Genomic DNA, 21,111 nt, shown 5'->3' with positions numbered 1-21,111 from the left:
ATTCTACTCCTGCTGACGCCCAGGATGAGCGTAAATGATTCTCGCACCAATCTTGTGTTGATGACGCAGTGAAGACAATAAGCCCTGATCTTTTCGGCGCATAGGTTCCTTGTTTGCCATACTGACAAGCCATTCCTCGCCCACGTTCCCGTCAAACCGGCAATAAACGGTGCGTACCCCCTTGACCTGCAGCGATCCAATGTCATGAACAGTTCCATGAGTACCGCACGTCTGACGATCAACCTGCATGCGCTCGCCAGCAACTGGCGCGCACTAGATACGAAAACGAATGTCGAGACCGGCGCCGTGGTCAAGGCAGACGCCTATGGCTTGGGTGCGGGTCCTGTCTCGGAGACCCTCGCCGAAGAAGGTGTTCGCAAGTTCTTTGTTGCCGTCGCCGAAGAAGGCGCAGCCGTCCGAGAAGCTGTTGGCCCAGGTCCGATGATCGGCGTCTTCTCAGGGCATATGGAAGGCGATACCGAACTGCTGCGCGGGAACGACCTGACACCTTTGCTGAACTCGCCCGAACAGTTTCTGCGCCACGAACAAAGCCTGCCCTCGCATTCATTTGGCATCCAGCTCGACAGCGGCATGAACCGACTTGGCTTTGAGCCATCCGATTGGGCCGAGCTGCGCACGCGGGTTGAGGATTTGAACCCGGTGGTTGTCATGTCGCATCTGGCTTGCTCGGACGAGCCGGATCACCCGATGAACCGGCAACAACTCAAGACTTTCCGCGATATGACTGATGGAGTCTCGGCCCAACGATCCTTGGCTGCGACCGGAGGGTTACTTTTGGGGCCGGAATTCCATTTCGACTTCTGCCGGCCTGGTGTCGGTCTGTACGGCGGTCTGCCTTTTGCCGACGCGAAACCTGTGGTGACGGTGGACCTGCCCGTCATTCAGGTCCGCGAGTTGGCCGAGGGCGAGACTGTTGGCTACGGCAACAGTTGGACCGCGCGCCGTCCGTCACGTATCGCGACCGTTGCAGCGGGCTATGCTGACGGTCTGCACCGCGCGATCGGGGGCGGCATTGATGCGTTCGCAGGTGGTCAACCCTGCCCAGTCGTTGGGCGTATCTCCATGGATCTGATCACCGTGGATGTCACTGATTTGCCTGAGGACCCAGAACGAATGCGCATTCTCAACGGCCACCAGACCGTAGACGACCTCGCCGAGGCCGCAGGCACTATCGGCTACGAGATCCTCACGTCGCTCGGTGCGCGTTATTCCCGAGGTTACGTGGAATGAACCCTTTGAGACTGCTGGGCGGTATAGGCCGTGCCGTCCTGACTGTATTTGCAACCTTTGGAAAGGTGGCACTGTTTACAGTGGATGCGATATCACACGTCTTCCGCCCTCCGTTTTATCCACGCGAATTTGTCGTTGCGCTGATGAATATCGGTTGGCTTTCTCTGCCCGTTGTCGGCCTGACCGCCATTTTTACCGGCGGCGCATTGGCGCTGCAAATCTATGCTGGCGGCGCCCGTTTCAACGCCGAGGCCGTGGTGCCTCAGATCGTGGCCATCGGCATGGTACGCGAGCTGGGACCAGTTCTTGGTGGTCTGATGATCGCGGCACGCGTGACCTCTTCTATCGCGGCCGAGATCGCAACGATGAAAGTGACCGAACAAATCGACGCGCTAGTCACCCTGTCCACGCACCCGATGAAATACTTAACCGCACCGCGTGTTCTGGCAGCCATATTGACCGTGCCAGTGCTTGTTGCCGTGGGCGACGTGATTGGCATCGCAGGCGGCTATGTGGTTGCCACTCAGAACTTAGGTTTCAACTCTGCCGCTTACCTTCAGAACACGGTCAATTTTCTGGAATTGCACGATGTGATTTCATCGCTGGTCAAGGGTGCAACCTTTGGCCTCATCACGGCCGTGATGGGCTGCTACTATGGCATGAACTCGGGCCGCGGCGCGCAGGGCGTGGGCCGTGCGACCAAATCCTCGGTCGAAGCGGCGGCGATCATGATCTTGGCCGCCAACTTCATTCTCACAGGGGTGTTCTTTTCGGTATGATACGGCTGGAGAATGTACACAAAGCCTTCGGTGATAACCGTGTCCTGCAAGGTATGAACCTCGATATCCCCAAGGGCACCTCGATGGTGATCATAGGCGGTTCGGGAACCGGAAAATCTGTGGCGCTGAAATGCGTTCTCGGGTTGATCAAACCCGACAGCGGCATGATCTATGTGGATGGCAAGGACGCGGCAACAGGCGACCGCGATGCGTTTCTGGCCCGGTTCGGGATGCTGTTTCAGGGCGCGGCTCTGTTTGACTCTCTGCCCGTCTGGCAGAACGTCTCGTTCCGTCTGCTGCGCGGCCCGCTAAAGCGCCCCGCAGAGTATGCCCGCGAGATCGCGATTGATAAACTGAGGCGTGTGGGCCTGAAATCGGACGTTGCCGACCGGTTCCCTTCGGAACTGTCGGGCGGGATGCAAAAACGCGTGGGCCTCGCCCGCGCCATCGCCGCCGAGCCCGAGATCATTTTCTTTGACGAGCCCACCACAGGGCTGGACCCGATCATGTCAGGCGTCATCAACGACCTGATCCGCGAGATCGTGACCGAGATGGGCGCAACGGCCATGACCATCACCCATGATATGAGTTCCGTCCGCGCCATTGCCGATAATGTGGCGATGCTGCACGGAGGCGTCATACAGTGGACCGGCCCTGTTGAGCAGATGGATGCGTCGGGTGATCCCTATGTCGAGCAGTTCATCAGTGGCAGTGCTGAAGGGCCGATTGAGGCGGTGCGTTAATTGCCGTCCTGCTGCCGTTCGCTTTTCAATTGGTCATAGGCCCGTTTGGCATAGTCATATCTCAGCAGGTAGTGCCCACTAGCAACTACAAAGTCCGGAGCCTGAATTCGGATTGCATCCAGTGTTTGCGTCAAATGCGTTCCCGAAACTGGAATATAATCGGGATCTTCACCAGAAAACTTATTGTAAATCCGTCCTCCAAACCAATTGGCCCTTTGTCTAGCACGGTTGGTTTCGTACAACCGGAAATGCAGCACTCCAAAAAGTTGCTCCCGGTCGAAGGGCAATCTGTCAGCAGCCGAACTGCCGGCGGACAGAAGAGCGCCTAGTCCTCCTGTCGACGCATTAGAGACACCTTTGCTCAGTGCAGACGGACCGTATACAATTTTTATCACAGGATCAGGCAATACAACTCCAAGAAGAATAATTAAGCCCTAAATCACTTAAACACGGGCAATTGCGACCTCAAGGAAAAACTTGCGACTGGATTTGTCGGCCCATAGATGTTGGCAACAAGAACCGGATTTACCAATGCAATGACCCTCCGCCTCGCCACCCTCTCGCTCCTGATCCTCTACCCCATCGCGTGGTTCGCCCCGCTGATGCGCGCGGGCCTCCTGCCGATCTTCGGCCTCAGCGAGATCAGCGTCATCACCGGCCTGCAATCCCTGTGGCACTCGGACGTCTTTCTTGCGCTGGTCGTCACCGTCTTTGCGCTCTTCGCGCCCTATATCAAAACCATCGGCACCGCCCTGATCCAATGGAACCTGCTGGACCCGCGTGTCCAGCCCGCGCTCAACATCCTCGGCAAGCTGGCCATGGCCGATATTTTCCTGATCGCGCTTTACATCACGCTGGCCAAGGGCATCTCTTACGCGACCGTTGAGACCGCATGGGGTCTTTACCTGTTCACGGGCTGCATTCTGGCCTCGCTGGCATTGGGACATATTACAGAGATGACATCCGCCTCACGAAAAGCTTAAAGCTAATTGATTGAAAACATTTACCCAAGTATCATCTTAATATTTCGAGCAGCAACAAATTGTAGTTTCGGGTCCGTGGCGGATCTATGTCTGTACGTTAAGTCTTGTCCGCTTTGGCTCCGGTGTGTTCCGGTTCTAGAAGGAGATCGACAACCATGGCCGCCCTCCAAAACATAACATTGCAATTTCAGAATGCCTTTTTAAGACTGACCTTTTTCTTAATCTGCGCGGCTGCGCTTGCAGCCGTGACGACCACCGCCTTAGCGGCATTTGGGGCCCTGCCCTGGCTGTCCATGCAGGCCGGATTCGGCACCGCACCGGCTATAGATGCGGGCATGTTTATCCAGATCGGATTGACCGTACTGATTCTCATGCTGGCCTTCTATCTGCCCGCAAACGGTCGCATGATGGCGCTTGAGAATGCGCATCGCAAGTTCGCGATGAACATGCACGACATCACCTACGCCTACCAAATGGCCCATGCCGCGGACCGAGGTGACACGTTCATGATGTCGTCCGAATTCGACGCGGTCAAAGAGCGTATCGCTTTTCTGCGCCAACATCCCAACCTCCAATCGTTAGAGCCGGAAATCCTCGAACTGGCCGCGCAAATGAGCCAGATCAGCCACGAACTCGCCGTCACCTACAGCGACGAACGCGTGGCGCGGGCACGTACGTTCCTCCAGCAGCGTCAAGAAGAGATCGAGCAATTCCAACAGCGCATCGGTGACGCGCAAACCATCCAGCAAGAACTGCGGCAATGGACCCGCGATGTCGAGATCGAGGAATCGATCGCCAAATCGCAACTCGCCCGCCTGCGTGACGAATTGTTCGACCTGTTGCCCGAGTTGTCCACGCAACTGCAATCGCAGTCGGACGAGCACAAGTCCACCGAATCCAGTGTCATCGCGATGTCGCCCCCTCGCGCCGCTGAATAGGCGCCACAGGCGCCCGCCGCGGACGATGGCCCAACGGGCCTGAGGACGCGGCATGCCACCGGCGGCGATGAAAGCCCGCAAGGGCTTGAAGAACCGCCCTACCTAAGGCACCAAGGGCCGCATGGCAAAGACGACTTTTTCATGCTCGGCCTGTGGCGCCACGCATTCTCGCTGGTCCGGCCGCTGTGACGGCTGCGGCGAGTGGAACACAATAATACAAGAAGCCCCCCTTTCGGCTGGCCCGGCCAAGAAATCCCTCGGCGGCAAGCGGGGCCAGACCATCGCACTCACGGACCTGTCGACCGAGGAAACCCCTCCGCCTCGCACATTGTGTGGGGTCGAGGAACTGGATCGCGTGCTGGGCGGTGGCCTTGTCCCCGCCTCGGCCCTGCTGGTGGGCGGAGATCCGGGCATCGGCAAATCCACCCTCTTGCTGCAAGCCGCCGCACGGTTTGCTCGTGCAGGCGTCAAGACCATCTATGTCTCGGGCGAGGAAGCCAGCGCTCAGGTGCGGATGCGCGCCCGCCGTCTGGGGCTGGAGGACGCGCCGGTGCAACTGGCGGCCGAAACCAACCTGCGCAACATCCTTACCACGCTTGAGGCAGAAAAGCCCGGCCTTGCCATTATCGACTCGATTCAGACTATGTGGGCGGACAATGTCGAAAGTGCCCCCGGATCGGTGTCACAAGTAAGGGCCGCAGCGCATGAATTGACCACGTTTGCGAAACGACATGGCATTTCGATCATCATGGTCGGCCATGTCACAAAAGAGGGCCAGATCGCAGGCCCCCGTGTCGTCGAACACATGGTTGACACTGTGCTCTATTTTGAAGGGGAACGTGGCCATCAGTTCCGTATCCTGCGTGCGGTGAAGAACCGTTTCGGTCCTGCGGACGAGATCGGTGTTTTCGAAATGACGGGTAAAGGACTGGCCCAGGTGACAAACCCCTCTGCCTTGTTTTTGTCCGAGCGCGGAACGCCCAGCCCTGGCTCTGCCGTGTTTGCCGGGATCGAAGGCACCCGCCCGGTTCTGGTGGAATTACAAGCACTTGTCGCACCATCCCCACATTCCCAACCACGACGTACGGTCGTAGGATGGGATAGCGGTCGACTGGCCATGATCCTCGCAGTCCTTGAAGCCCGCTGCGGTGTCCCCTTCACCGGGCTGGACGTGTACTTGAATGTGGCGGGCGGACTAAAAATCAGCGAGCCGGCAGCCGACCTTGCCGTGGCCGCAGCTTTGCTGAGCGCCCGCGAGGATACAGCTTTGCCTTCAGACACCGTCGTATTCGGAGAAATCTCTCTGTCAGGTGCCCTAAGACCAGCTGCACAGACCGAAAATAGGTTGAAAGAAGCCCAGAAACTTGGTTTCACATCAGCCATAGCTCCGGCAGGTGGCAAAACCGGCACTGTGGCAGGTCTGACACTCACCCGACCCTCTGATTTAGTGGGGTTTGTTGGCGAAACCTTCGGAGCAGGTTAAGGTAACGCCTTAAGAGGCTGAAAAAATTACAGGCGAGGGCCATGGAAGGTTTTACAATTATTGACGGGGTAGTTGCCCTGATCATCGTGGTGTCGGGCCTTCTGGCCTATTCCCGCGGTTTGTTGCGTGAGATTCTGGCAATTGCGGGATGGGTCGCCGCCGCGGTACTGGCCTTTATTTTTGCACCTCAAGCAGTGCCATTGGTGAAAGAGATTCCGGTCGTCGGAGATTTCCTGCGAGACAGTTGCGAATTGTCCGTAATCACCGGTTTTGCGGCGGTCTTTGCGGTGGCGCTGATCGTGGTCAGCATCTTCACCCCTCTGTTTTCGTCGCTTGTGCAACGCTCGGCCTTGGGTGGTTTGGATCAAGCACTTGGCTTCTTCTTCGGGATCGCACGCGGCATCCTGCTGGTCGCAATCGCATTCTTTGTCTACGATACCGTCATGACAGGTCAGTCATATACGATCGTCGATGAAAGCCGCTCGGCCAAGGTGTTTGAACAGTTCAGCGGTCAGATCGAAGAACAGAACCCCGAAGAAGCGCTCGGCTGGGTGACACGCCAATACGAAGAGTTGGTAGCAAGCTGCACAGAAGGCGGCGAGGTCACACCCGAAGCCGCCCCGGCAACCACAGAATAAGCGAAAAGCCCGGCTTGGACCGGGCTTTTTTTTCGGCAAGACTGTATTGCTCAGGTGAACCCTTCACCCGCACAGACCGTGCATTTGATGTTTTTGAGCCCAAAACACCCGGTACACCGTGTAAAGATTGGTTTTCCGTGAATGTCTCGGCTTTTGACAACTTCGCCCGCGCCGTTGCAAATCGGACAGGGAGACCGCCCCATGCCACGGCATCGGTGACATCTGCGTTTTGGCTGTGTTTCTTTTTTTTGTCCTTGTTTGTGTTGCCACATGGGTAGGTCCGTCCGAATGGTATCAAAACAGAAAATTGGTAATCATAGAAATGACAGCACATGCGGCCTGACCTGTCACTATTTGAAGCGCAATTCCCGCAAAAACCACCTGCGTCAAATCGCAATTGTGATCCTTTGATGACACAGGCACCGTAAGGCATTATGTGAGAGCCGAACTGACATGGAATCGGAGCTGCCGATCTTGCTGTATCTGTTTTCTCACGTGCCCGCCCCTGCAAAGGACAAAGCGCGCGCATTCAACGCCTGTCAGGCGATCGAGTCCTCAGATACTGCCATCCAGCACCACCAGTCACCGAAACCTCTCAAATCGTCATAGAAAATTGGAGCCCGTACATGTGTGGGATTTTGGGGATCGCAAGCAGGACACATGATGTCTTTGCGGAAATCTATGACGGGCTGCTGATGCTGCAGCACCGGGGGCAAGACGCCTCGGGGATCGTCACATATACCGGAGAGTTCTTCCGAGAGAAAAAGGCCAACGGTCTGGTCAAAGACGTGTTCAACGCCAAGGACGCAGAAACCTTGCTGGGCAAGGTTGGCATGGGTCATGTACGCTATCCGACCGCAGGCTCGCTCAGCGCGGCCGAGGCACAGCCTTTTTTCGTCAATGCGCCCTACGGCATCTATCTGGTCCACAACGGCAACATCACCAACACCGCCGAACAGCGGGAAAAGGTGACCGCAAAATACAGCCGCCACCTGCGCACCACTTCGGATTCCGAGATCCTGCTGAACGTGCTGGCCGACAAGGTCGCCGATGCGATCAAGGTCAACGGCAATGCAGAACCGATCCGCAACCTGTTTGCCGGCGTCAAAATGACGATGGAGCGGGTACAGGGCGCCTATTCGGTGATCTGTCTTGTCGCAGGCGTTGGAATGCTGGCCTTCCGTGACCCCTATGGCATTCGCCCGCTTTCGGTCGCCAAGCGTGATGTGGATGGAAAGGGTGACGACTATGCCTTTGCCTCTGAGGATGTGGCCTTTGGCATCAACGGCTTTGACAAACTACGCGATGTGAAACCCGGCGAGGCGATCTTGATCGATCTGGACGGCAACATGCACACATTCCAGGCGGTTGATGGGCAACTGACGCCCTGCATTTTCGAGTATGTTTATCTGGCGCGCCCGGATTCGCTGCTGGATGGGGTTTCAGTTTACAAAACCCAGATGCGCATGGGTCAAACACTGGCCCGACAGATCGAGGCCGCCGGTCTGGATATCGACCGTATTATTCCTGTGCCCGACAGCGCCCGTCCCGTCGCGCTGGAGGTCGCCAAGGCAACTGGCATCCCATACCGCGAGGGTTTGGTTAAGAACCGCTATGTGGGCCGGACCTTCATCATGCCCGGTCAGGAAGAGCGTCAGAAATCTGTGCGCCGCAAGCTGAACGCGGTTCCGTTGGAGTTCAAAGGTCACAACGTGCTGCTGATCGACGATTCCATTGTGCGCGGCAACACGATTAAGAAAATCGTGCAGATGTGCCGCGAGGCCGGAGCGAAGAAAGTCTATATCGCCAGCGCCTCGCCGCCTGTGAAATATCCCAATGTCTATGGCATCGACATGCCCACCAAGCATGAGCTGGTCGCTAACGGCAAGGATATTGAAGAAATCCGGCAGGAACTGGGAGCGGATGCACTGTTTTATCAAAACCTCGACGATCTGATCTGGTCGGCCAAGGAAGGAAACCCCGAGATCGAGGCTTTTGACTGTTCGTGTTTCGACGGCAATTACATCACTGGCAGCGTCAGTGGGGATTACCTGGACACGCTGGAAAACAGCAGCCGCGTCAGCAAAAAACGCGAAGATATGCAGGTACCCGGCGGATCGTGGAACGCCGCGAAACTGGCCTCGGGTTAGTTTATCTACCGAATCGGCAATGACGAAGGCCCGCGTCACCGAAGTGATGCGGGCTTTCTTTTTGCCCTTGCACACTGGATCGGTGGGTTTTCGCCCACAACTCTGCGGCGAAGAAAACGTAAGCTCAAGGGCTTCTCCACGGGCACATTCGCTGTCGTTTTCGTGATCCCCCAGGGGGGTTTTTCTTACTGGTTGGCTTTGTTAAGGCCCCGCCTACCAAGCACTCACAACAAGGGATCGGGCCGCTGCGGCCCGGCCGGAATTTATGTCGAACGCCACCGTCAAAAGCGCGGCCACGCAAAAAAGCGCGCTTAAAAAGAACTCTGTATCCCTCCTTGGGGTTTTTGGCCCGAAATCGGATTTGCGCGCGCTCATGCGAATGTCGTCGGGACGTGTGAAAGAGGTCAAGCCCGGCAGCCGCGTATCCTCGGGCACTGTGGTGGCAATTGATCCGGATGGCGTGATGCTGCGACAAAGCGGCCAGACCCGGCGCATCGTCATTCCCGGCAGCTAAACCGTCTTGACGCCCTGCCTGCGGGGGTTCAAACCGCTGTCATGACCGATCAGACCAAAATTGCCCTAATCACTGGGGCGTCACGGGGCTTGGGCGCTGCTCTGGCCGAGGCGCTGGCCCCCGAGTACCACATTGTCGCTGTCGCCCGTACCACCGGTGGGCTGGAAGAGCTGGATGACCGTATTCAGGCCAAAGGCGGCGCGGCCACGCTGGCCCCCATGGACATCGCAGACCCGAACGCCATGGCGACGCTGTGCCGGGGTATTCATGATCGTTGGGGCAAGGTGGATCTGTGGCTGCACACGGCTGTTCACAGCTCGGCTCTGACGCCTGCGCATTTTATCGACCCGAAAGAATGGGCAAAGGCCGTCAATGTGAATGCCACGGCGACTTCGGTTTTGATTCCCTATATCGCTCCGTTGCTGGGCGAGAGCGGTCATGCCGTGTTCTTTGACGACCCCAAAGCGGGCGACAAGTTCTATGGCATCTATGGCGCGACCAAGGGCGCTCAGATGGCTTTGGCCCGCAGTTGGGCGGCCGAGACCGAGCGCACAGGGCCACGTGTGTCGATTGTGGAACCTGCGCCCATGCCAACGGCCGTGCGCGCGCGGTTTCATCCCGGCGAGGACCGTGATGCTTTGACGAGCCCTGCGGATGAGGCGGCCCGAATTTTGGCGTCGCTATAAGGGAATGGCCCTTGCGGGCCATGCCTCCGGCGGAGGTATTTTTGGCCAGATGAAGCGGGCGGATCAGCCTATATGCGCGCCGGTGCGCCCGGCCAGATCGACGAAGAATTGCCACGCTACGCGGCCAGAACGTGCGCCGCGTGTGGCCTGCCATTCGATGGCTTCGGCGCGCAGGGTGTCGGGGTCGACGGCGACACCATAGGCGGCGCAATAGCGGTTGATCATGGCGAGGTATTCGTCCTGATCGCAGGGGTGGAAGCCCAGCCAAAGGCCGAAGCGGTCGGAGAGTGAGACTTTTTCCTCGACCGCCTCGGACGGGTTGATGGCGCTGGAGCGTTCGTTTTCGATCATGTCCCGCGGCATCAGGTGTCGGCGGTTCGAGGTGGCGTAGAACACCACATTTTCCGGGCGGCCTTCGATACCGCCGTCCAGCACGGCCTTTAGTGACTTGTAGTGCTGATCATCATGGCTGAACGAGAGATCATCGCAGAACAGGATGAACCGGTGCGGCGCGGCGCGCAGATGGTTTAGAAGGCGGGCAACCGAGCCCATATCTTCGCGCTGAAGTTCAACCAGTTTCAGATCGGGGTATTCATCTTGCAGACTCCCGTGGGCCGCTTTGACAAGGCTGGACTTACCCATACCCCGCGCACCCCAGAGCAACGCATTGTTTGCCTTATACCCAGCCGCAAAGCGCCGTGTGTTGTCCAGAAGCGTGTCGCGCGAGCGGTTGATGCCCACCAGCAGGTCCAAATCGACCCGGTTAACCTTGGTCACTGGTTCCAGCCGGTCAGGGTCCACATGCCAGACAAAAGCCGGGGCCACGCCGAAATCCGGTGCTGCCAAGGGGGCTGGCGCCATACGTTCCAAGGCATCAGCAATGCGGTTCAGGGCTTGGTCATCCATCAGGGCCTCCGGCTGTTTCGGCGTTCAAATCATTTTCCCCGCACGGCTGCAACTGGACATTTAGCGGTTGAGCGCATCTCCGGGGAGGTCGCGGTCGAGGGAATAGTTGCTCTTGTCCTGTTCATCAAAGATATATGATTGGGTCCAGTGTAGCGTTTGGTAGAGCGCTATAATGTCCTGATCTGTTTCGGCTTTGTGCACCAGAAGCTCCCACATTGCATTGAACAATGCGTCGCTTTCAATTTTCGGATCGACCAAAGGTGATACAGACAACCAGCCCCGCACTTCCCGGTCGTAGCCCGAAAAATAGACAACTGCGCAGGCTCTGGCACACAGCGCATCCTCAGAGATGAATGTCGACAAACGTCGTTCCCAGATCGCTGTCCCGATCGCCAGTGCGCTTGCACCGTCTCCGTAGCGGCTGTCGAGGGAGACACCTAGCAGGTTCGGATTTTGCGACAAGACCGCTTCAAACTCATCCACACGCGTTTGAGTAATCGCACCTCTCAGGGAAGCAAAACGCCCATCAGCCGAGACCGTAATACCCTCTGACAACCGCTGCGGGTCACGCAAACTGATGGCCGAGATGTCTTGCTGGGTCAATTCGGATTCATTTAGCGACGCATATGTCCTGAAAATACCAGTCACTTCGCTAAAATGACGAGATTCATGATACCCATTGGCCAGTTCGAAAAACGACCAATTACCCGAGGCACCTTCGGTCACATAGCGTGTCATTTCACAGACGTCGTGAAAACAAAACTCGACCGGTTCACCTGGGCTTTCCGGCGTTTCGGTCCAGACCATTGCAGCAGCGACGCTGCCAGATACTGCAAGAGCAATAACTGGAATCAGACATTTACTAATCATATTGGTAGAGGCCTCAAATAAGTACAAAAATACGCATTGGTGATGCCTATGTCGTTAATATTGCGGAGTTTCCAGTTCAATTCGTTTGAAAAATACAAAAGCGCGCCACGACTGGGCGCGCCTGATCCGGGTTAAGCCGGTTTACTTGCTATCTTCGTCGACGATATCGGCATCCGCCTCTTCTTCGTCGTCATAGTAGCCGTCAGCGCGCAGCTGTTCTTCGCGCTTTTTCTCGACACGGGCCACGAGCAAGATCGAGATTTCGTACAGTCCGTAGACCACCACGAACAGGATCACCTGGGTAATCACATCGGGCGGTGTTACCAGCGCGGCAAGCACCAGAATGGCGACCACGGCGTATTTGCGAACCGAGCCCAGACCTTCGGCCGTCACAAGCCCCGCCTTACCCATCAGCGTCAGCAGAACCGGCAGTTGGAAGCACAGACCAAAGGCTACGATGAACTTGATCGTCAGGTTCAGATATTCCTGTGCTGAGCCCTGAAAGACCACGCTCAGCGGTGCGGCGGTTACGCCATCCGTCACGGCCTCACCTTCAGCGCCGAATTGTTGGAAGCCAAGGAAGAAGTCATACGCCAGCGGTGTGACCACGTAGAAGGCAAAGCTGGCCCCCAACAGGAACATGAAGGGAGAGGCCAGCATGAACGGCAGGAACGCGTTCTTTTCAGACTTATACAATCCCGGAGCCACGAACCGCCACATCTGCATCCCGATATAGGGAAAGGCCAGAATGAACCCACCCAGCAGCGAGACCTTGATGGCTACAAAGAACCCTTCCTGCGGCGAGATGAAGATCAGCCCGCAATCCTGCCCGCGCTCGGCCAGAACGTCACACAACGGTTGCGTCAGAAAGTTGAACAGCGGGGTGGCCACTGTAAAGCAGATGATCATCCCGATCAGAAACGCCACAACGCAGTGAATAAGCCGCGTGCGCAGTTCTGCCAGATGCTCGATCAATGGGGCCGAGCTGTCCTCGATCTCGTCGGTCTTGGTCATGTTTTGCTTTCGGTTTTCAACGCGGCCTCGGCTTCTTCGGCTTTGGCCAGGGCGTCAGCGGCCTCTTTCGCCTTACGCTCGGCGGCGGCGCGCGCGGTCGAGGCTTGAATCTTCTTGGCCTGCTCGGCGCGTTCGGCCGCTAGTTTGCCGGTTTCGCTGTCGGGGTCGAACTTGGTCGGGTCCATGCTTTTGGCCAAATCCTGCGCGGCCTCTTTCACGCCATCCATGGCGCTGCCGACAGGGTTGGTGGCAGCGTTCAGACCCTTTTTGATCTCATTGACGCCCGCTTGATCGGCGGCCTCGTTCATGGCGCTGGAGAACTCGCGCGCCATGCCACGGGCCTTGCCGACAAACCGCCCCACATTGCGAAACAGCACCGGCAGGTCCTTTGGCCCCACAACGATCAGGGCAACAACGCCAATGACCAGAAGCTCGGTCCAGCCCAGATCAAACATCTGCGCTTAGGCCTTGTCTTTGTCGGTCTCGGGGGTGACGTCCTTGGCCATCTCGGACGCGTCCTGTTCCAGCTCATCCGCGCCCTCTTTGACGCCCTTCTTGAACGAGGTGATGCCTTTGCCCACTTCGCCCATCAGCGAGCTGATTTTGCCGCGGCCAAACAGAACCAGAACCACAACGGCGATCAGCAGCAGGCCGGGAAGGCCGATATTGTTAAGCATGTCTTGTCTCCTTCTACATCGACGCCACGCGTCGGGAATGTTGTTTGGCCATGTGTCTACGCCTGACGAGCGGTGGACAACAGTGCGCCAGATCAAATCCGCGTTCGAATTCGTTCCGTTCACGCGTTTTTTGGGCGCTGGATTTTCTCAACTGACAGGTTTATGTCAGTTGCACGTGACTAGGAAGGGATCATCGAAACCTGGTCAACGGAGATTGAAATGACCCATGTTGCCGAAATCGTCACCTTTTCGCTCGCAGACAGCACCACGCCCGAGGCGTTCGTGAAGCTCAGCCAATCCACCGAAGCCTTCGTGCGCGCGGCCCCCGGCTTTGCGCATCGACAGCTGAGCCAAGGCGAGGATGGCCGCTGGACCGACTACGTCGTCTGGACCGACATGAAAGCCGCGCAAAATGCCGCCGCGCAGTTCCCACAACAAGACTTCGCCGCCGCCTTGATGACGGCGATCAAACCCGACAGCATCCAGATGCGTCACGAGAAAGTGCTATGGAACATGACCGCTTAAACGCGGTCCGGACGGCGTGACATGCGCCGCACGGATCGTCTGTTCGATATCATCCAGATCCTGCGCGACGGCAAACTGCACCGTGCGCAGGACATCGCGGACCGGCTCGAGGTGTCGGTCCGCACGATCTATCGCGACATGGACACGCTTGTCGCCTCAGGCGTCCCGGTCGAGGGCGAGCGCGGCGTCGGCTACATGGTGCGCGAGCAGATCACCCTGCCCCCGGTGAACCTGACCCCAGCCGAGCTTGAGGCGCTGAACCTCGGCATGGCCATCGTGGCCCAAGCCGCCGACCCCGAGCTGAAAGCCGCCGCCGAGACACTGGCCGACAAGATCGACGCCGTCCTGCCCACACAAGTCGTGGCCGAGGCTGATACCTGGAAATTCGCCGTCTACCCCTTTGCCGATGCCGCCCGTGGGCTGGCGCATATGGCCCCGATCCGCGCCGCCATCAAATCACGCCAGAAACTGCACCTCAACTACCGCCGCATCGACGACGTGCTGACCGAGCGCACGATCCGCCCGCTTCATATGGAATACTGGGGCCGCGTCTGGACACTCACCGCATGGTGTGAGCTGCGAGACAGCTTCCGCGTCTTCCGCATTGACCTGATCGAAGCCATCCGCCCCCTGCCCGAACTGTTCACAGATGAGCCCGGCAAACGCCTGAGCGACTTCGACCCCAAAGCGTGATCCGCCCTTCATCTGGCCAAAAATACCCCGCCGGAGGCATGGCCCGGACAGGGCCATTTTTTATTTCAAAAACGGCTCTGGATCGACCGCTTCAAACCCTTTGCGGACTTCGAAATGGACATAGGCATTGTCACCATCCCTTAGGGCTGCAATTCTCTCGCCTCGCCGCACCCGATCGCCCTTTTCGACTGTGATGCTTTCGACATTTGCATAGACAGTCAGAAGGTCATTGTTGTGCTTGACCACGATGATCGGCACCTGGTCGGCATCCGCGGTGATCGCAGCCACGGTTCCGGCCTCGGCGGCCTTAACTGCGGTGCCCGGTGCCGCAGCGATATCGATGCCTTCGTTCTGACCTTTCTTATAGGTACGAATGATTGTCCCGGTCACCGGCAAACCCAGCGCCGAGTTGCTCTGATTGGTCGGTGCCTCAGCCGTTACATCCGGCGCAGGAACCGGCGCGGCGACCTGTTCGTCTGGCAAAGGCTGAGTCGCACTTGGCGGCGTTGGAGTGGGTGATCCTTGCCCCGGCTGCGTGACGTTGGTTGCTGGCACAGCGGCCTGTTGCGGCGCGGGCTGCGTCTTGATCGGGATCAACAGGAACTGACCTTCCCGAACCGTAAAGTCCGAATCCAGACCATTCCAATCCGCCAGCGCGTCCACCGGCACGTCATAAAGGCGCGAGATCGTGAACGCAGTCTCGCCGCGTTTCACCTTGTGCCTGATGGGTTCGGGTCCTGACGGCGCAGCAGGAGGTACTGGTGTCGCGGTAGGCTGCGCAGGCGCCAAGGTCGACGTGCGGACCGAGCCATCCGCTGGTGCCTCATCGATGGCGGTCCCTGCGATTGTCGCAATATCGACCGAGCTTACCGAACTGACCGTGCGCGGCAGAGCGATTACTTCACCGTCCCGTAACGTATCAGTGGGTTTGAGGCCGTTGAACGTGGCCAGCTCTGCTTCGGGCAAACCCACCCGCGCTGCGATGTCACTGACCTTGTCACCCCGGCGCGCAACGGCAACTTGATAAGTCGGATAGGTAATCACGCCGCGCGCATCCGGCGGCGGGCGGTTCGTGGTGGCCGTCTGGACCGCATGCGTGGTGGAAAACCCTCCGATCTGACCGCGAAGATCATAATCAAGCGGGCCTTCGCACCCGGCTAGTACGGCCAGCGCAACCATCCCGGTCGCGCAGCGCATCATCGCTGATTTGGAAACTGCTCTCATCTTTTTTCTGTCCTCATCACCTGCCCCTGTTGGCCGGGGTTCCGGTGGGTTTTCAAAAAAGCCTCTACGCCTCGTCTTTGCCCAATCCCTCAAGCAAGGGAACAAACCGAACGGGCAATAATTCATCATAGTCCAAGCCGGCTTCCGTTCGCCGAACCCGGATCAATGTTTGAACCGTATCCGACTGCCCCACCGGCAAAACCATGATACCGCCGATTTTGAGCTGCGCCAAGAGCGGCCCTGGCGGGTCCTCGGCGGCCGCAGTCACAATGATACGATCAAACGGAGCCTGTTCAGGCAAACCGAATGATCCATCGGTCAGCATCGCGGTCACATTGGTCAGGCCCAACTCGCGGAACAGGTCGCCGGTTTCGCGCACCAGCCGCTTGTGTCGCTCGACCGTGTAGACCCGGCGTGCCAGTTTGGAGAGGACAGCCGCCTGATACCCGGACCCGGTCCCAATTTCGAGCACCGTATCCCGAGGTCGCACGTCCAGCGCCTGAGTCATAAGACCCACGACCGAAGGCTGACTGATCGTCTGGCCGCAAGCAATCGGCAGCGGCGTGTCCTCATAAGCTCGGTCTGCGAACAAACCCTTGACGAACTTGCCGCGATCAATCTGCTCCATCGCTGCCAATACGCGCGCATCCGTCACCCCGCGAGAGCGCAGGGCAAAAAGGAACTGCATCTTTGTTTCTGCGCTCAACCCGGTCATTCGATTGTCTTCAGTGCCTCAAGCGTGTCATGCGCTGTCAAATCCGCCCGCATCGGTGTGACCGAAATATAACCCGCCAGATTGACTGCCGCATCCGTCCCCGGCGCGGTCGGATTGTGCTGATACCCGCCCTTGATCCACAGGAACCGACGCCCCGAGGGCGAGCTGTGCGGCTCGACCGAGAAATGTGTGTCACGGCGATACCCTTGGGCCGCAACGCGAGTGCCCAGAACCTCGTCCGCGGGAACAGGCGGGAAATTTACGTTGTAGAACAGACGATAATCGCCCTGCTCGGCTGGCGTCGCATCCAAGATTTTGCGCACCAGATCGGCCCCAAACCGCGTTGCGGCCTCGAATGGGTCATCCAGCCCCAGATTGCGCGGGCCAAAGTATTGCGACAAGGCAATCGCAGGGACACCCTGTAAAGCGGCCTCCATCGCGCCACCGATCGTCCCGGAATACAGCGTGTTTTCAGCCGAGTTGTTGCCCCGGTTTACCCCTGACAACACCAGATCAGGCGGCGCATCCTTCATCACGTCATGCAAACCAGCCAGCACGCAATCAGCGGGCGAGCCCTCGGCGGCGTATCGGCGTTCACCCAGTTTAGCGACCATCATCGGGTGCGTGTAACTGATGCAATGTCCGACGCCGGATTGCTCGAACGCGGGCGCAACGACCCAAATCTCTCCGTCCGGCCCGGCAAGCTCGGCGGCAATCGCCTCAAGAGCGATGAGACCCGGTGCATTGATGCCGTCATCATTGGTCAGAAGAATACGCATATGCCCCATCCATCCCTGCGTTTTTCCCTTGATAGACCCGGCCCCGCGCCTCGGCAAGCGACGCGCGCACGCAAACTGCGGCTTTCACGCATCAGCTGGGTCTAATTTGCCACGTCAGAGATTATTCGGGGAAAACAAAGCACCGGTCGCGGCGAATGGTCAGCCACATGACACGCCCCGGCTGCGGAACAAAGACGTTCGGCACAGTGGCTTTCAGGATTGAACCGTCATAGTCCATGCGGAACTCGATCAGGCTTTCGTTGCCCAAAAACCGCGCCCGCTGGACCACGCCTCGCGCGGCCACGCCATCGGTTGGCGTGGGCAGAGGCCCTTTGCCGTTACGGTCGAAATCCAGTTTGACATGCTGGGGTCGGAAGACGATCTCAACATCCGTGCCGTCAGGTACGCCCGGAGCCAAAAAGCGCCCAAATGGCGTCTCTGCCAAAGCGCCATTAACTTGCGCCCTCAACACATTGACATCACTGAAGAATGCAACCGCCGCTTTATCCGCAGGCCGGGTATAGACATTATAGGGCGCGCCCTGCTGCACGATCTTACCACGCCGCATCAGGGCAATCTCATCGGCCATGCGCATCGCCTCTTCCGGCTCATGCGTCACCAAAACTACAGCCGCGTCTTCCTCTTTGAGGATCGCCAGTGTCTCATCCCGGATACCGTCGCGCAGACGGTTATCCAACCCCGAGAACGGTTCGTCCATCAACATGATCCGGGGACGCGGCGCCAAAGCCCGCGCCAGTGCGACCCGCTGTTGTTCGCCGCCCGACAGGTGATGCGGGTAGCTGTCGACGAAGCGCATCAGATCAACCTTCGTCAGCAGCTCCTCGACCCGCGCGCGTTTTTCGTCTTTGTGGCCCTTCAGGCCAAAAGCCACGTTGTCGGCAACGCTTAGATGGGGAAACAGGGCAAAGTCCTGAAACATTAGCCCAATCTCGCGCCGCTCGGGCGGGACACGAAACACCGTGTCGCAGATCAGCTTGCCATCCACATAGATCTGGCCGGACTCCTGCATCTCGACCCCGGCGATCATACGCAGCGTGGTCGACTTGCCGCAGCCAGACGGCCCTAGCAGACATGTCACCTGCCCCGCCTGAACACTTAGCGAGACGTCATCCACCACCACACGCCCTTCGTACCGGGCGACCAGATTGCGGATTTCCAGACGTGGAGGAGTAGAATTCACTGTCACCGAAGGACCCCGTAGCCTTTCCCGATCATTTCCATCGGGCTTAGGCGGGGATAGCAACCCCGCCCGTCAGGCGCAAGCGATCAGCAGCACCCGCCCGAGGCGGCCTCACCAGTGTTTGTACCCGTGACTTCGAACGGACTTTCGCCACCGCAGCCTTCGAAGATGCCATAATGGGTTGAGAAATCGCCAATAAACTCGAAATGGCGCGCAAATCGCGTGTCTTTCAGCATCATCCAGGTGTTGCCACACACCGGAAAGACCTTGCCCGCCTCGATTGCGTGATGATCGTCCAGCTCGAACAGATGCGGCGCGTGGGGAATCGTACCCTTGTAGATCACCGCTTGGCCGTAGTCCTCGCAGGCCGGTTCCAGTTCGGGAAGTTTGAACAGACGATACGTGGCCGACAAGAAGCTCAAGGGCGCAACGCGCTCTTCCAGCACCGGGTTTTCGATGGTCAGCGGGCGATGCGTCACTCGGCGTGGATCGGCAAACCCGGCCTTGCGCGAAATTGACAGGAAATCATTCCAATAGAGCGCGCCCGACAGGCACTCCCCATACAAAACCTCATCCTCGGCCATGGCGGCGGGGATGCGGCGGTCGGCATAGACGTCCGAGAAATACATCTCGCCGCCATCTTTCAGCAGACGGTGCGCGCCGCGCAGAACGGCCTCTTTATCAGTGGCCAGGTTGATCACGCAGTTGGAAACGATGATGTCAAAGGAACCGGGCTCAAGGTCCAGCTCGTCCAGCTTTTCGATATAGCCGTGGTGGAATTCCACATTTGACGCACCATGGCCGAACGCCTGCGCGTGGTATTCTTGATGAGCGCGGGCCACATCCAACTGTTCGGGCGTCATGTCCACGCCGACCACACGGCCTTTTTCGCCGACCATCGCCGACAGCGCATAAACGTCGCGCCCGGCACCACAGCCCAGGTCAAGGATGCTCATCCCTTCCAGATCTAGCGGCGCGATCAGCCCGCATCCATAGTAACGTGTCAGCACATCATCATGAATTTTCGAGAGAATTTTCTTTACATGATCCGGCATGTCATCGGGCGTGCAGCAGGCATTGGTCTGCAAATCCGCGCTACTTTGAAGGACGTCACCGTAATAGTTCTGCACCGATTCATGCTTCATCGAAGGTATCCCCTGTGTCTGGTAGGGGATCAGCTAATGCAGCAAGGGCCGTGGCGCAATCCGCACATGTGCGATTTTACAAAAGCGTTACCCGAGCAGGTCGAAGTCCACACCAGCGCGCACCTGCCCGTTCACCTGAACCTCCAGCCGGTGTGGGCCGGGCACCAGTTTGAACGTGGTCGCATTTCCCTTGAGCTTGTGGGTCTTGCTTAGCGTAAGCGCACCATCCCGCAGCGCGGTCTGTCTCAACTTGTGCACCTTGGCCGAGGTTTTACCGCCAGGGCGTTGAAAGTGAATAATATAATCGACCAGAACCGGCTGATCTCCGGCACCACTGAGCGCCACATCGAAATTCAGCGCACCCCCAATCCGGGCATCTCCTTGCACCTGAATATCGGCCAAAATCGCCGCTTCAGGATCAAACCCCAGCATCTTCATCGCGCCGGGATGGCCTGATTTCACCAAACCACGCAGGGTGTGGCTGGTCATCCAGCGCAACTCATCTGCGTCCTGCCCGCCCTCGCGCCATTGCTGCAGAAGGTCCAGCACCAGATCGGGGTCTTTCTTGGTGATATCGTTCAGATGGTTCGCGACCGAGCGCGTCACGTATCGCGTCGGATCACTGTGCAGCCGATCCAACAAAGGCAACGGGTCGGTCAGCTCCAACCCCACCGCCTGCCCCCAGGGCAAACGTGGGCGGGTGCCTTCGCTGACCAGACGCCGTACGTGATAGCTGTCATGCGCGCACCACGCCCGCATCCGTTCCAACACCGTTTCCTGATGAGCGTTCAGGAACGGACGAATGGCCCATTCCATCGAAAACCTCTGCGTCAGCTCCTCAAGCACATCTAAGGCCAGATCCGGATGATCGAGGCCAGCGGCCACTACCCAATCGCCCAAGGGTGCAAAGATGAAATCACCGAAATCATCATCTTTCTTTGACGGGTCCAGTGGCGGCGGCAGCGCGCGCAGCAGCGTGGGCGCAATGTCCGGCAGCGCGCCGGGGAAAGCCTGTTGCAGGCAGTCGGCTATCCACGCCATGCGCTCTTTCAATTCCAGATCCAGCAGGCGGGACATGACCTGAACCTCGAACGCCTCTGCCTCGAAAGCGGGGTCGGCTGCCGAAAAAAGCCCCGCCAGATAGCGGGTCTTTTCTGCATTAAACAGCTGATCTTTCAGAGAGAAATTCTGCGCCAT

Annotated in this window: 24 protein-coding genes; 12 read left to right on the top strand and 12 right to left on the bottom strand. The window is 58.2% G+C overall.

Features of this window, described 5'->3' with window-relative positions:
* Positions 1–216: 216 nt before the first annotated feature.
* From alr to ACR3EG_RS09145, 3 genes are read left to right on the top strand one after another with little or no spacing between them, the layout of a single operon-like run.
* Positions 217–1,251 (top strand): alanine racemase, encoded by a 1,035-nt coding sequence (alr, locus tag ACR3EG_RS09155; RefSeq protein ID WP_480495077.1) that lies wholly within the window; start codon positions 217–219, stop codon positions 1,249–1,251.
* Complete coding sequence (locus ACR3EG_RS09150; protein ID WP_170354356.1) at positions 1,248–2,030, top strand: MlaE family ABC transporter permease; 783 nt, start codon at positions 1,248–1,250, stop codon at positions 2,028–2,030. The genes alr and ACR3EG_RS09150 overlap by 4 nt, the downstream gene beginning before the upstream one ends.
* On the top strand, positions 2,027–2,773 hold the full coding sequence (locus tag ACR3EG_RS09145) for an ABC transporter ATP-binding protein (protein WP_170724251.1): 747 nt from the start codon (positions 2,027–2,029) through the stop codon (positions 2,771–2,773). Before ACR3EG_RS09150 ends, ACR3EG_RS09145 begins: the two co-directional genes overlap by 4 nt.
* Here ACR3EG_RS09145 and ACR3EG_RS09140 read toward each other — a convergent pair.
* Positions 2,770–3,180 (bottom strand): hypothetical protein, encoded by a 411-nt coding sequence (locus ACR3EG_RS09140; RefSeq protein ID WP_480495075.1) that lies wholly within the window; start codon positions 3,178–3,180, stop codon positions 2,770–2,772. The two genes, ACR3EG_RS09145 and ACR3EG_RS09140, sit on opposite strands and share 4 nt — an antisense overlap.
* Positions 3,181–3,309: 129 nt before the next feature.
* Here ACR3EG_RS09140 and ACR3EG_RS09135 point away from each other — a divergent pair, with 129 nt between their 5' ends.
* The 7 genes from ACR3EG_RS09135 to ACR3EG_RS09105 all read left to right on the top strand — a co-directional run bounded on the left by ACR3EG_RS09135 (position 3,310) and on the right by ACR3EG_RS09105 (position 10,165).
* Entirely contained in the window at positions 3,310–3,756 is a 447-nt protein-coding gene (locus ACR3EG_RS09135; protein ID WP_480495073.1) for a paraquat-inducible protein A, read from the top strand.
* A gap of 155 nt (positions 3,757–3,911) precedes the next feature.
* Positions 3,912–4,694 (top strand): DNA repair protein, encoded by a 783-nt coding sequence (locus ACR3EG_RS09130; protein ID WP_480495071.1) that lies wholly within the window; start codon positions 3,912–3,914, stop codon positions 4,692–4,694.
* Between the two features lie 121 nt (positions 4,695–4,815).
* The gene (gene radA, locus ACR3EG_RS09125) at positions 4,816–6,177 is read left to right on the top strand and encodes a DNA repair protein RadA (RefSeq protein ID WP_480495069.1); all 1,362 of its coding nucleotides are present in this window, start codon (positions 4,816–4,818) and stop codon (positions 6,175–6,177) included.
* Positions 6,178–6,218: 41 nt separating this feature from the next.
* Positions 6,219–6,815: a CvpA family protein gene (locus ACR3EG_RS09120; RefSeq protein ID WP_480495068.1), complete on the top strand. Its 597-nt coding sequence runs from the start codon at positions 6,219–6,221 to the stop codon at positions 6,813–6,815.
* Positions 6,816–7,441: 626 nt separating this feature from the next.
* A complete protein-coding gene (gene purF, locus ACR3EG_RS09115; protein ID WP_480495065.1) occupies positions 7,442–8,965 on the top strand; it encodes an amidophosphoribosyltransferase in 1,524 nt (507 codons plus the stop codon).
* A gap of 379 nt (positions 8,966–9,344) precedes the next feature.
* Positions 9,345–9,479: a hypothetical protein gene (locus ACR3EG_RS09110; RefSeq protein WP_480501712.1), complete on the top strand. Its 135-nt coding sequence runs from the start codon at positions 9,345–9,347 to the stop codon at positions 9,477–9,479.
* Positions 9,480–9,520: 41 nt separating this feature from the next.
* Positions 9,521–10,165, top strand: coding sequence for an SDR family NAD(P)-dependent oxidoreductase (locus tag ACR3EG_RS09105; protein ID WP_170354364.1), 645 nt, complete (start codon positions 9,521–9,523; stop codon positions 10,163–10,165).
* Positions 10,166–10,228: 63 nt separating this feature from the next.
* Here the strand turns inward: ACR3EG_RS09105 and ACR3EG_RS09100 are convergent, their stop codons facing one another.
* The 5 genes from ACR3EG_RS09100 to ACR3EG_RS09080 all read right to left on the bottom strand — a co-directional run bounded on the left by ACR3EG_RS09100 (position 10,229) and on the right by ACR3EG_RS09080 (position 13,632).
* Positions 10,229–11,071 (bottom strand): ATP-binding protein, encoded by an 843-nt coding sequence (locus ACR3EG_RS09100; RefSeq protein WP_480495063.1) that lies wholly within the window; start codon positions 11,069–11,071, stop codon positions 10,229–10,231.
* 60 nt (positions 11,072–11,131) lie between these two features.
* Positions 11,132–11,878 carry a hypothetical protein gene (locus ACR3EG_RS09095; protein ID WP_480495061.1) on the bottom strand — a complete coding sequence of 249 codons (747 nt, stop codon included), beginning with the start codon at positions 11,876–11,878 and terminating at the stop codon, positions 11,132–11,134.
* A 204-nt stretch (positions 11,879–12,082) separates the two neighbouring features.
* Positions 12,083–12,955 (bottom strand): twin-arginine translocase subunit TatC, encoded by an 873-nt coding sequence (tatC, locus tag ACR3EG_RS09090; RefSeq protein ID WP_480495059.1) that lies wholly within the window; start codon positions 12,953–12,955, stop codon positions 12,083–12,085.
* Positions 12,952–13,410: a Sec-independent protein translocase protein TatB gene (gene tatB, locus ACR3EG_RS09085; protein WP_480495057.1), complete on the bottom strand. Its 459-nt coding sequence runs from the start codon at positions 13,408–13,410 to the stop codon at positions 12,952–12,954. Before tatB ends, tatC begins: the two co-directional genes overlap by 4 nt.
* Before the next feature lie 6 nt (positions 13,411–13,416).
* A complete protein-coding gene (locus ACR3EG_RS09080; protein ID WP_170354368.1) occupies positions 13,417–13,632 on the bottom strand; it encodes a twin-arginine translocase TatA/TatE family subunit in 216 nt (71 codons plus the stop codon).
* Positions 13,633–13,851: 219 nt separating this feature from the next.
* Between ACR3EG_RS09080 and ACR3EG_RS09075 the strand changes: the two genes are divergently transcribed.
* Positions 13,852–14,157 carry a hypothetical protein gene (locus tag ACR3EG_RS09075; protein WP_170354369.1) on the top strand — a complete coding sequence of 102 codons (306 nt, stop codon included), beginning with the start codon at positions 13,852–13,854 and terminating at the stop codon, positions 14,155–14,157.
* A gap of 21 nt (positions 14,158–14,178) precedes the next feature.
* Positions 14,179–14,850: a helix-turn-helix transcriptional regulator gene (locus tag ACR3EG_RS09070; RefSeq protein WP_480495054.1), complete on the top strand. Its 672-nt coding sequence runs from the start codon at positions 14,179–14,181 to the stop codon at positions 14,848–14,850.
* Positions 14,851–14,910: 60 nt separating this feature from the next.
* Here the strand turns inward: ACR3EG_RS09070 and ACR3EG_RS09065 are convergent, their stop codons facing one another.
* The 6 genes from ACR3EG_RS09065 to ACR3EG_RS09040 form a co-directional block, all read right to left on the bottom strand.
* The gene (locus ACR3EG_RS09065; RefSeq protein WP_480495052.1) at positions 14,911–16,074 is read right to left on the bottom strand and encodes a peptidoglycan DD-metalloendopeptidase family protein; all 1,164 of its coding nucleotides are present in this window, start codon (positions 16,072–16,074) and stop codon (positions 14,911–14,913) included.
* A 64-nt stretch (positions 16,075–16,138) separates the two neighbouring features.
* Positions 16,139–16,789, bottom strand: a complete 651-nt coding sequence (locus ACR3EG_RS09060) for a protein-L-isoaspartate(D-aspartate) O-methyltransferase (protein ID WP_480495050.1) — start codon at positions 16,787–16,789, stop codon at positions 16,139–16,141.
* Entirely contained in the window at positions 16,786–17,568 is a 783-nt protein-coding gene (surE, locus tag ACR3EG_RS09055) for a 5'/3'-nucleotidase SurE (protein WP_480495048.1), read from the bottom strand. Before surE ends, ACR3EG_RS09060 begins: the two co-directional genes overlap by 4 nt.
* Before the next feature lie 121 nt (positions 17,569–17,689).
* Complete coding sequence (locus ACR3EG_RS09050) at positions 17,690–18,775, bottom strand: ABC transporter ATP-binding protein (protein ID WP_480495046.1); 1,086 nt, start codon at positions 18,773–18,775, stop codon at positions 17,690–17,692.
* Positions 18,776–18,855: 80 nt separating this feature from the next.
* A complete protein-coding gene (locus ACR3EG_RS09045) occupies positions 18,856–19,914 on the bottom strand; it encodes a methyltransferase domain-containing protein (protein ID WP_480495044.1) in 1,059 nt (352 codons plus the stop codon).
* Positions 19,915–20,001: 87 nt separating this feature from the next.
* The gene (locus tag ACR3EG_RS09040) at positions 20,002–21,111 is read right to left on the bottom strand and encodes a hypothetical protein (protein WP_480495042.1); all 1,110 of its coding nucleotides are present in this window, start codon (positions 21,109–21,111) and stop codon (positions 20,002–20,004) included.

It is taken from the genome of Ruegeria sp. AM7 (assembly GCF_056535965.1).
This window is presented reverse-complemented; position numbering and strand designations above follow the sequence as displayed.

What these genes read in the sequence shown, in the direction of transcription:
- alr (WP_480495077.1), top strand. Translation starts at nt 217, where the DNA reads ATGAGTACCGCACGTCTGACGATCAACCTGCATGCGCTCGCCAGCAAC.
- ACR3EG_RS09150 (WP_170354356.1), top strand. Translation starts at nt 1,248, where the DNA reads ATGAACCCTTTGAGACTGCTGGGCGGTATAGGCCGTGCCGTCCTGACT.
- ACR3EG_RS09145 (WP_170724251.1), top strand. Translation starts at nt 2,027, where the DNA reads ATGATACGGCTGGAGAATGTACACAAAGCCTTCGGTGATAACCGTGTC.
- ACR3EG_RS09135 (WP_480495073.1), top strand. Translation starts at nt 3,310, where the DNA reads ATGACCCTCCGCCTCGCCACCCTCTCGCTCCTGATCCTCTACCCCATC.
- ACR3EG_RS09130 (WP_480495071.1), top strand. Translation starts at nt 3,912, where the DNA reads ATGGCCGCCCTCCAAAACATAACATTGCAATTTCAGAATGCCTTTTTA.
- radA (WP_480495069.1), top strand. Translation starts at nt 4,816, where the DNA reads ATGGCAAAGACGACTTTTTCATGCTCGGCCTGTGGCGCCACGCATTCT.
- ACR3EG_RS09120 (WP_480495068.1), top strand. Translation starts at nt 6,219, where the DNA reads ATGGAAGGTTTTACAATTATTGACGGGGTAGTTGCCCTGATCATCGTG.
- purF (WP_480495065.1), top strand. Translation starts at nt 7,442, where the DNA reads ATGTGTGGGATTTTGGGGATCGCAAGCAGGACACATGATGTCTTTGCG.
- ACR3EG_RS09110 (WP_480501712.1), top strand. Translation starts at nt 9,345, where the DNA reads ATGTCGTCGGGACGTGTGAAAGAGGTCAAGCCCGGCAGCCGCGTATCC.
- ACR3EG_RS09105 (WP_170354364.1), top strand. Translation starts at nt 9,521, where the DNA reads ATGACCGATCAGACCAAAATTGCCCTAATCACTGGGGCGTCACGGGGC.
- ACR3EG_RS09100 (WP_480495063.1), bottom strand. Translation starts at nt 11,071, where the DNA reads ATGGATGACCAAGCCCTGAACCGCATTGCTGATGCCTTGGAACGTATG.
- ACR3EG_RS09095 (WP_480495061.1), bottom strand. Translation starts at nt 11,878, where the DNA reads ATGGTCTGGACCGAAACGCCGGAAAGCCCAGGTGAACCGGTCGAGTTT.
- tatC (WP_480495059.1), bottom strand. Translation starts at nt 12,955, where the DNA reads ATGACCAAGACCGACGAGATCGAGGACAGCTCGGCCCCATTGATCGAG.
- tatB (WP_480495057.1), bottom strand. Translation starts at nt 13,410, where the DNA reads ATGTTTGATCTGGGCTGGACCGAGCTTCTGGTCATTGGCGTTGTTGCC.
- ACR3EG_RS09080 (WP_170354368.1), bottom strand. Translation starts at nt 13,632, where the DNA reads ATGCTTAACAATATCGGCCTTCCCGGCCTGCTGCTGATCGCCGTTGTG.
- ACR3EG_RS09075 (WP_170354369.1), top strand. Translation starts at nt 13,852, where the DNA reads ATGACCCATGTTGCCGAAATCGTCACCTTTTCGCTCGCAGACAGCACC.
- ACR3EG_RS09070 (WP_480495054.1), top strand. Translation starts at nt 14,179, where the DNA reads ATGCGCCGCACGGATCGTCTGTTCGATATCATCCAGATCCTGCGCGAC.
- ACR3EG_RS09065 (WP_480495052.1), bottom strand. Translation starts at nt 16,074, where the DNA reads ATGAGAGCAGTTTCCAAATCAGCGATGATGCGCTGCGCGACCGGGATG.
- ACR3EG_RS09060 (WP_480495050.1), bottom strand. Translation starts at nt 16,789, where the DNA reads ATGACCGGGTTGAGCGCAGAAACAAAGATGCAGTTCCTTTTTGCCCTG.
- surE (WP_480495048.1), bottom strand. Translation starts at nt 17,568, where the DNA reads ATGCGTATTCTTCTGACCAATGATGACGGCATCAATGCACCGGGTCTC.
- ACR3EG_RS09045 (WP_480495044.1), bottom strand. Translation starts at nt 19,914, where the DNA reads ATGAAGCATGAATCGGTGCAGAACTATTACGGTGACGTCCTTCAAAGT.
- ACR3EG_RS09040 (WP_480495042.1), bottom strand. Translation starts at nt 21,111, where the DNA reads ATGGCGCAGAATTTCTCTCTGAAAGATCAGCTGTTTAATGCAGAAAAG.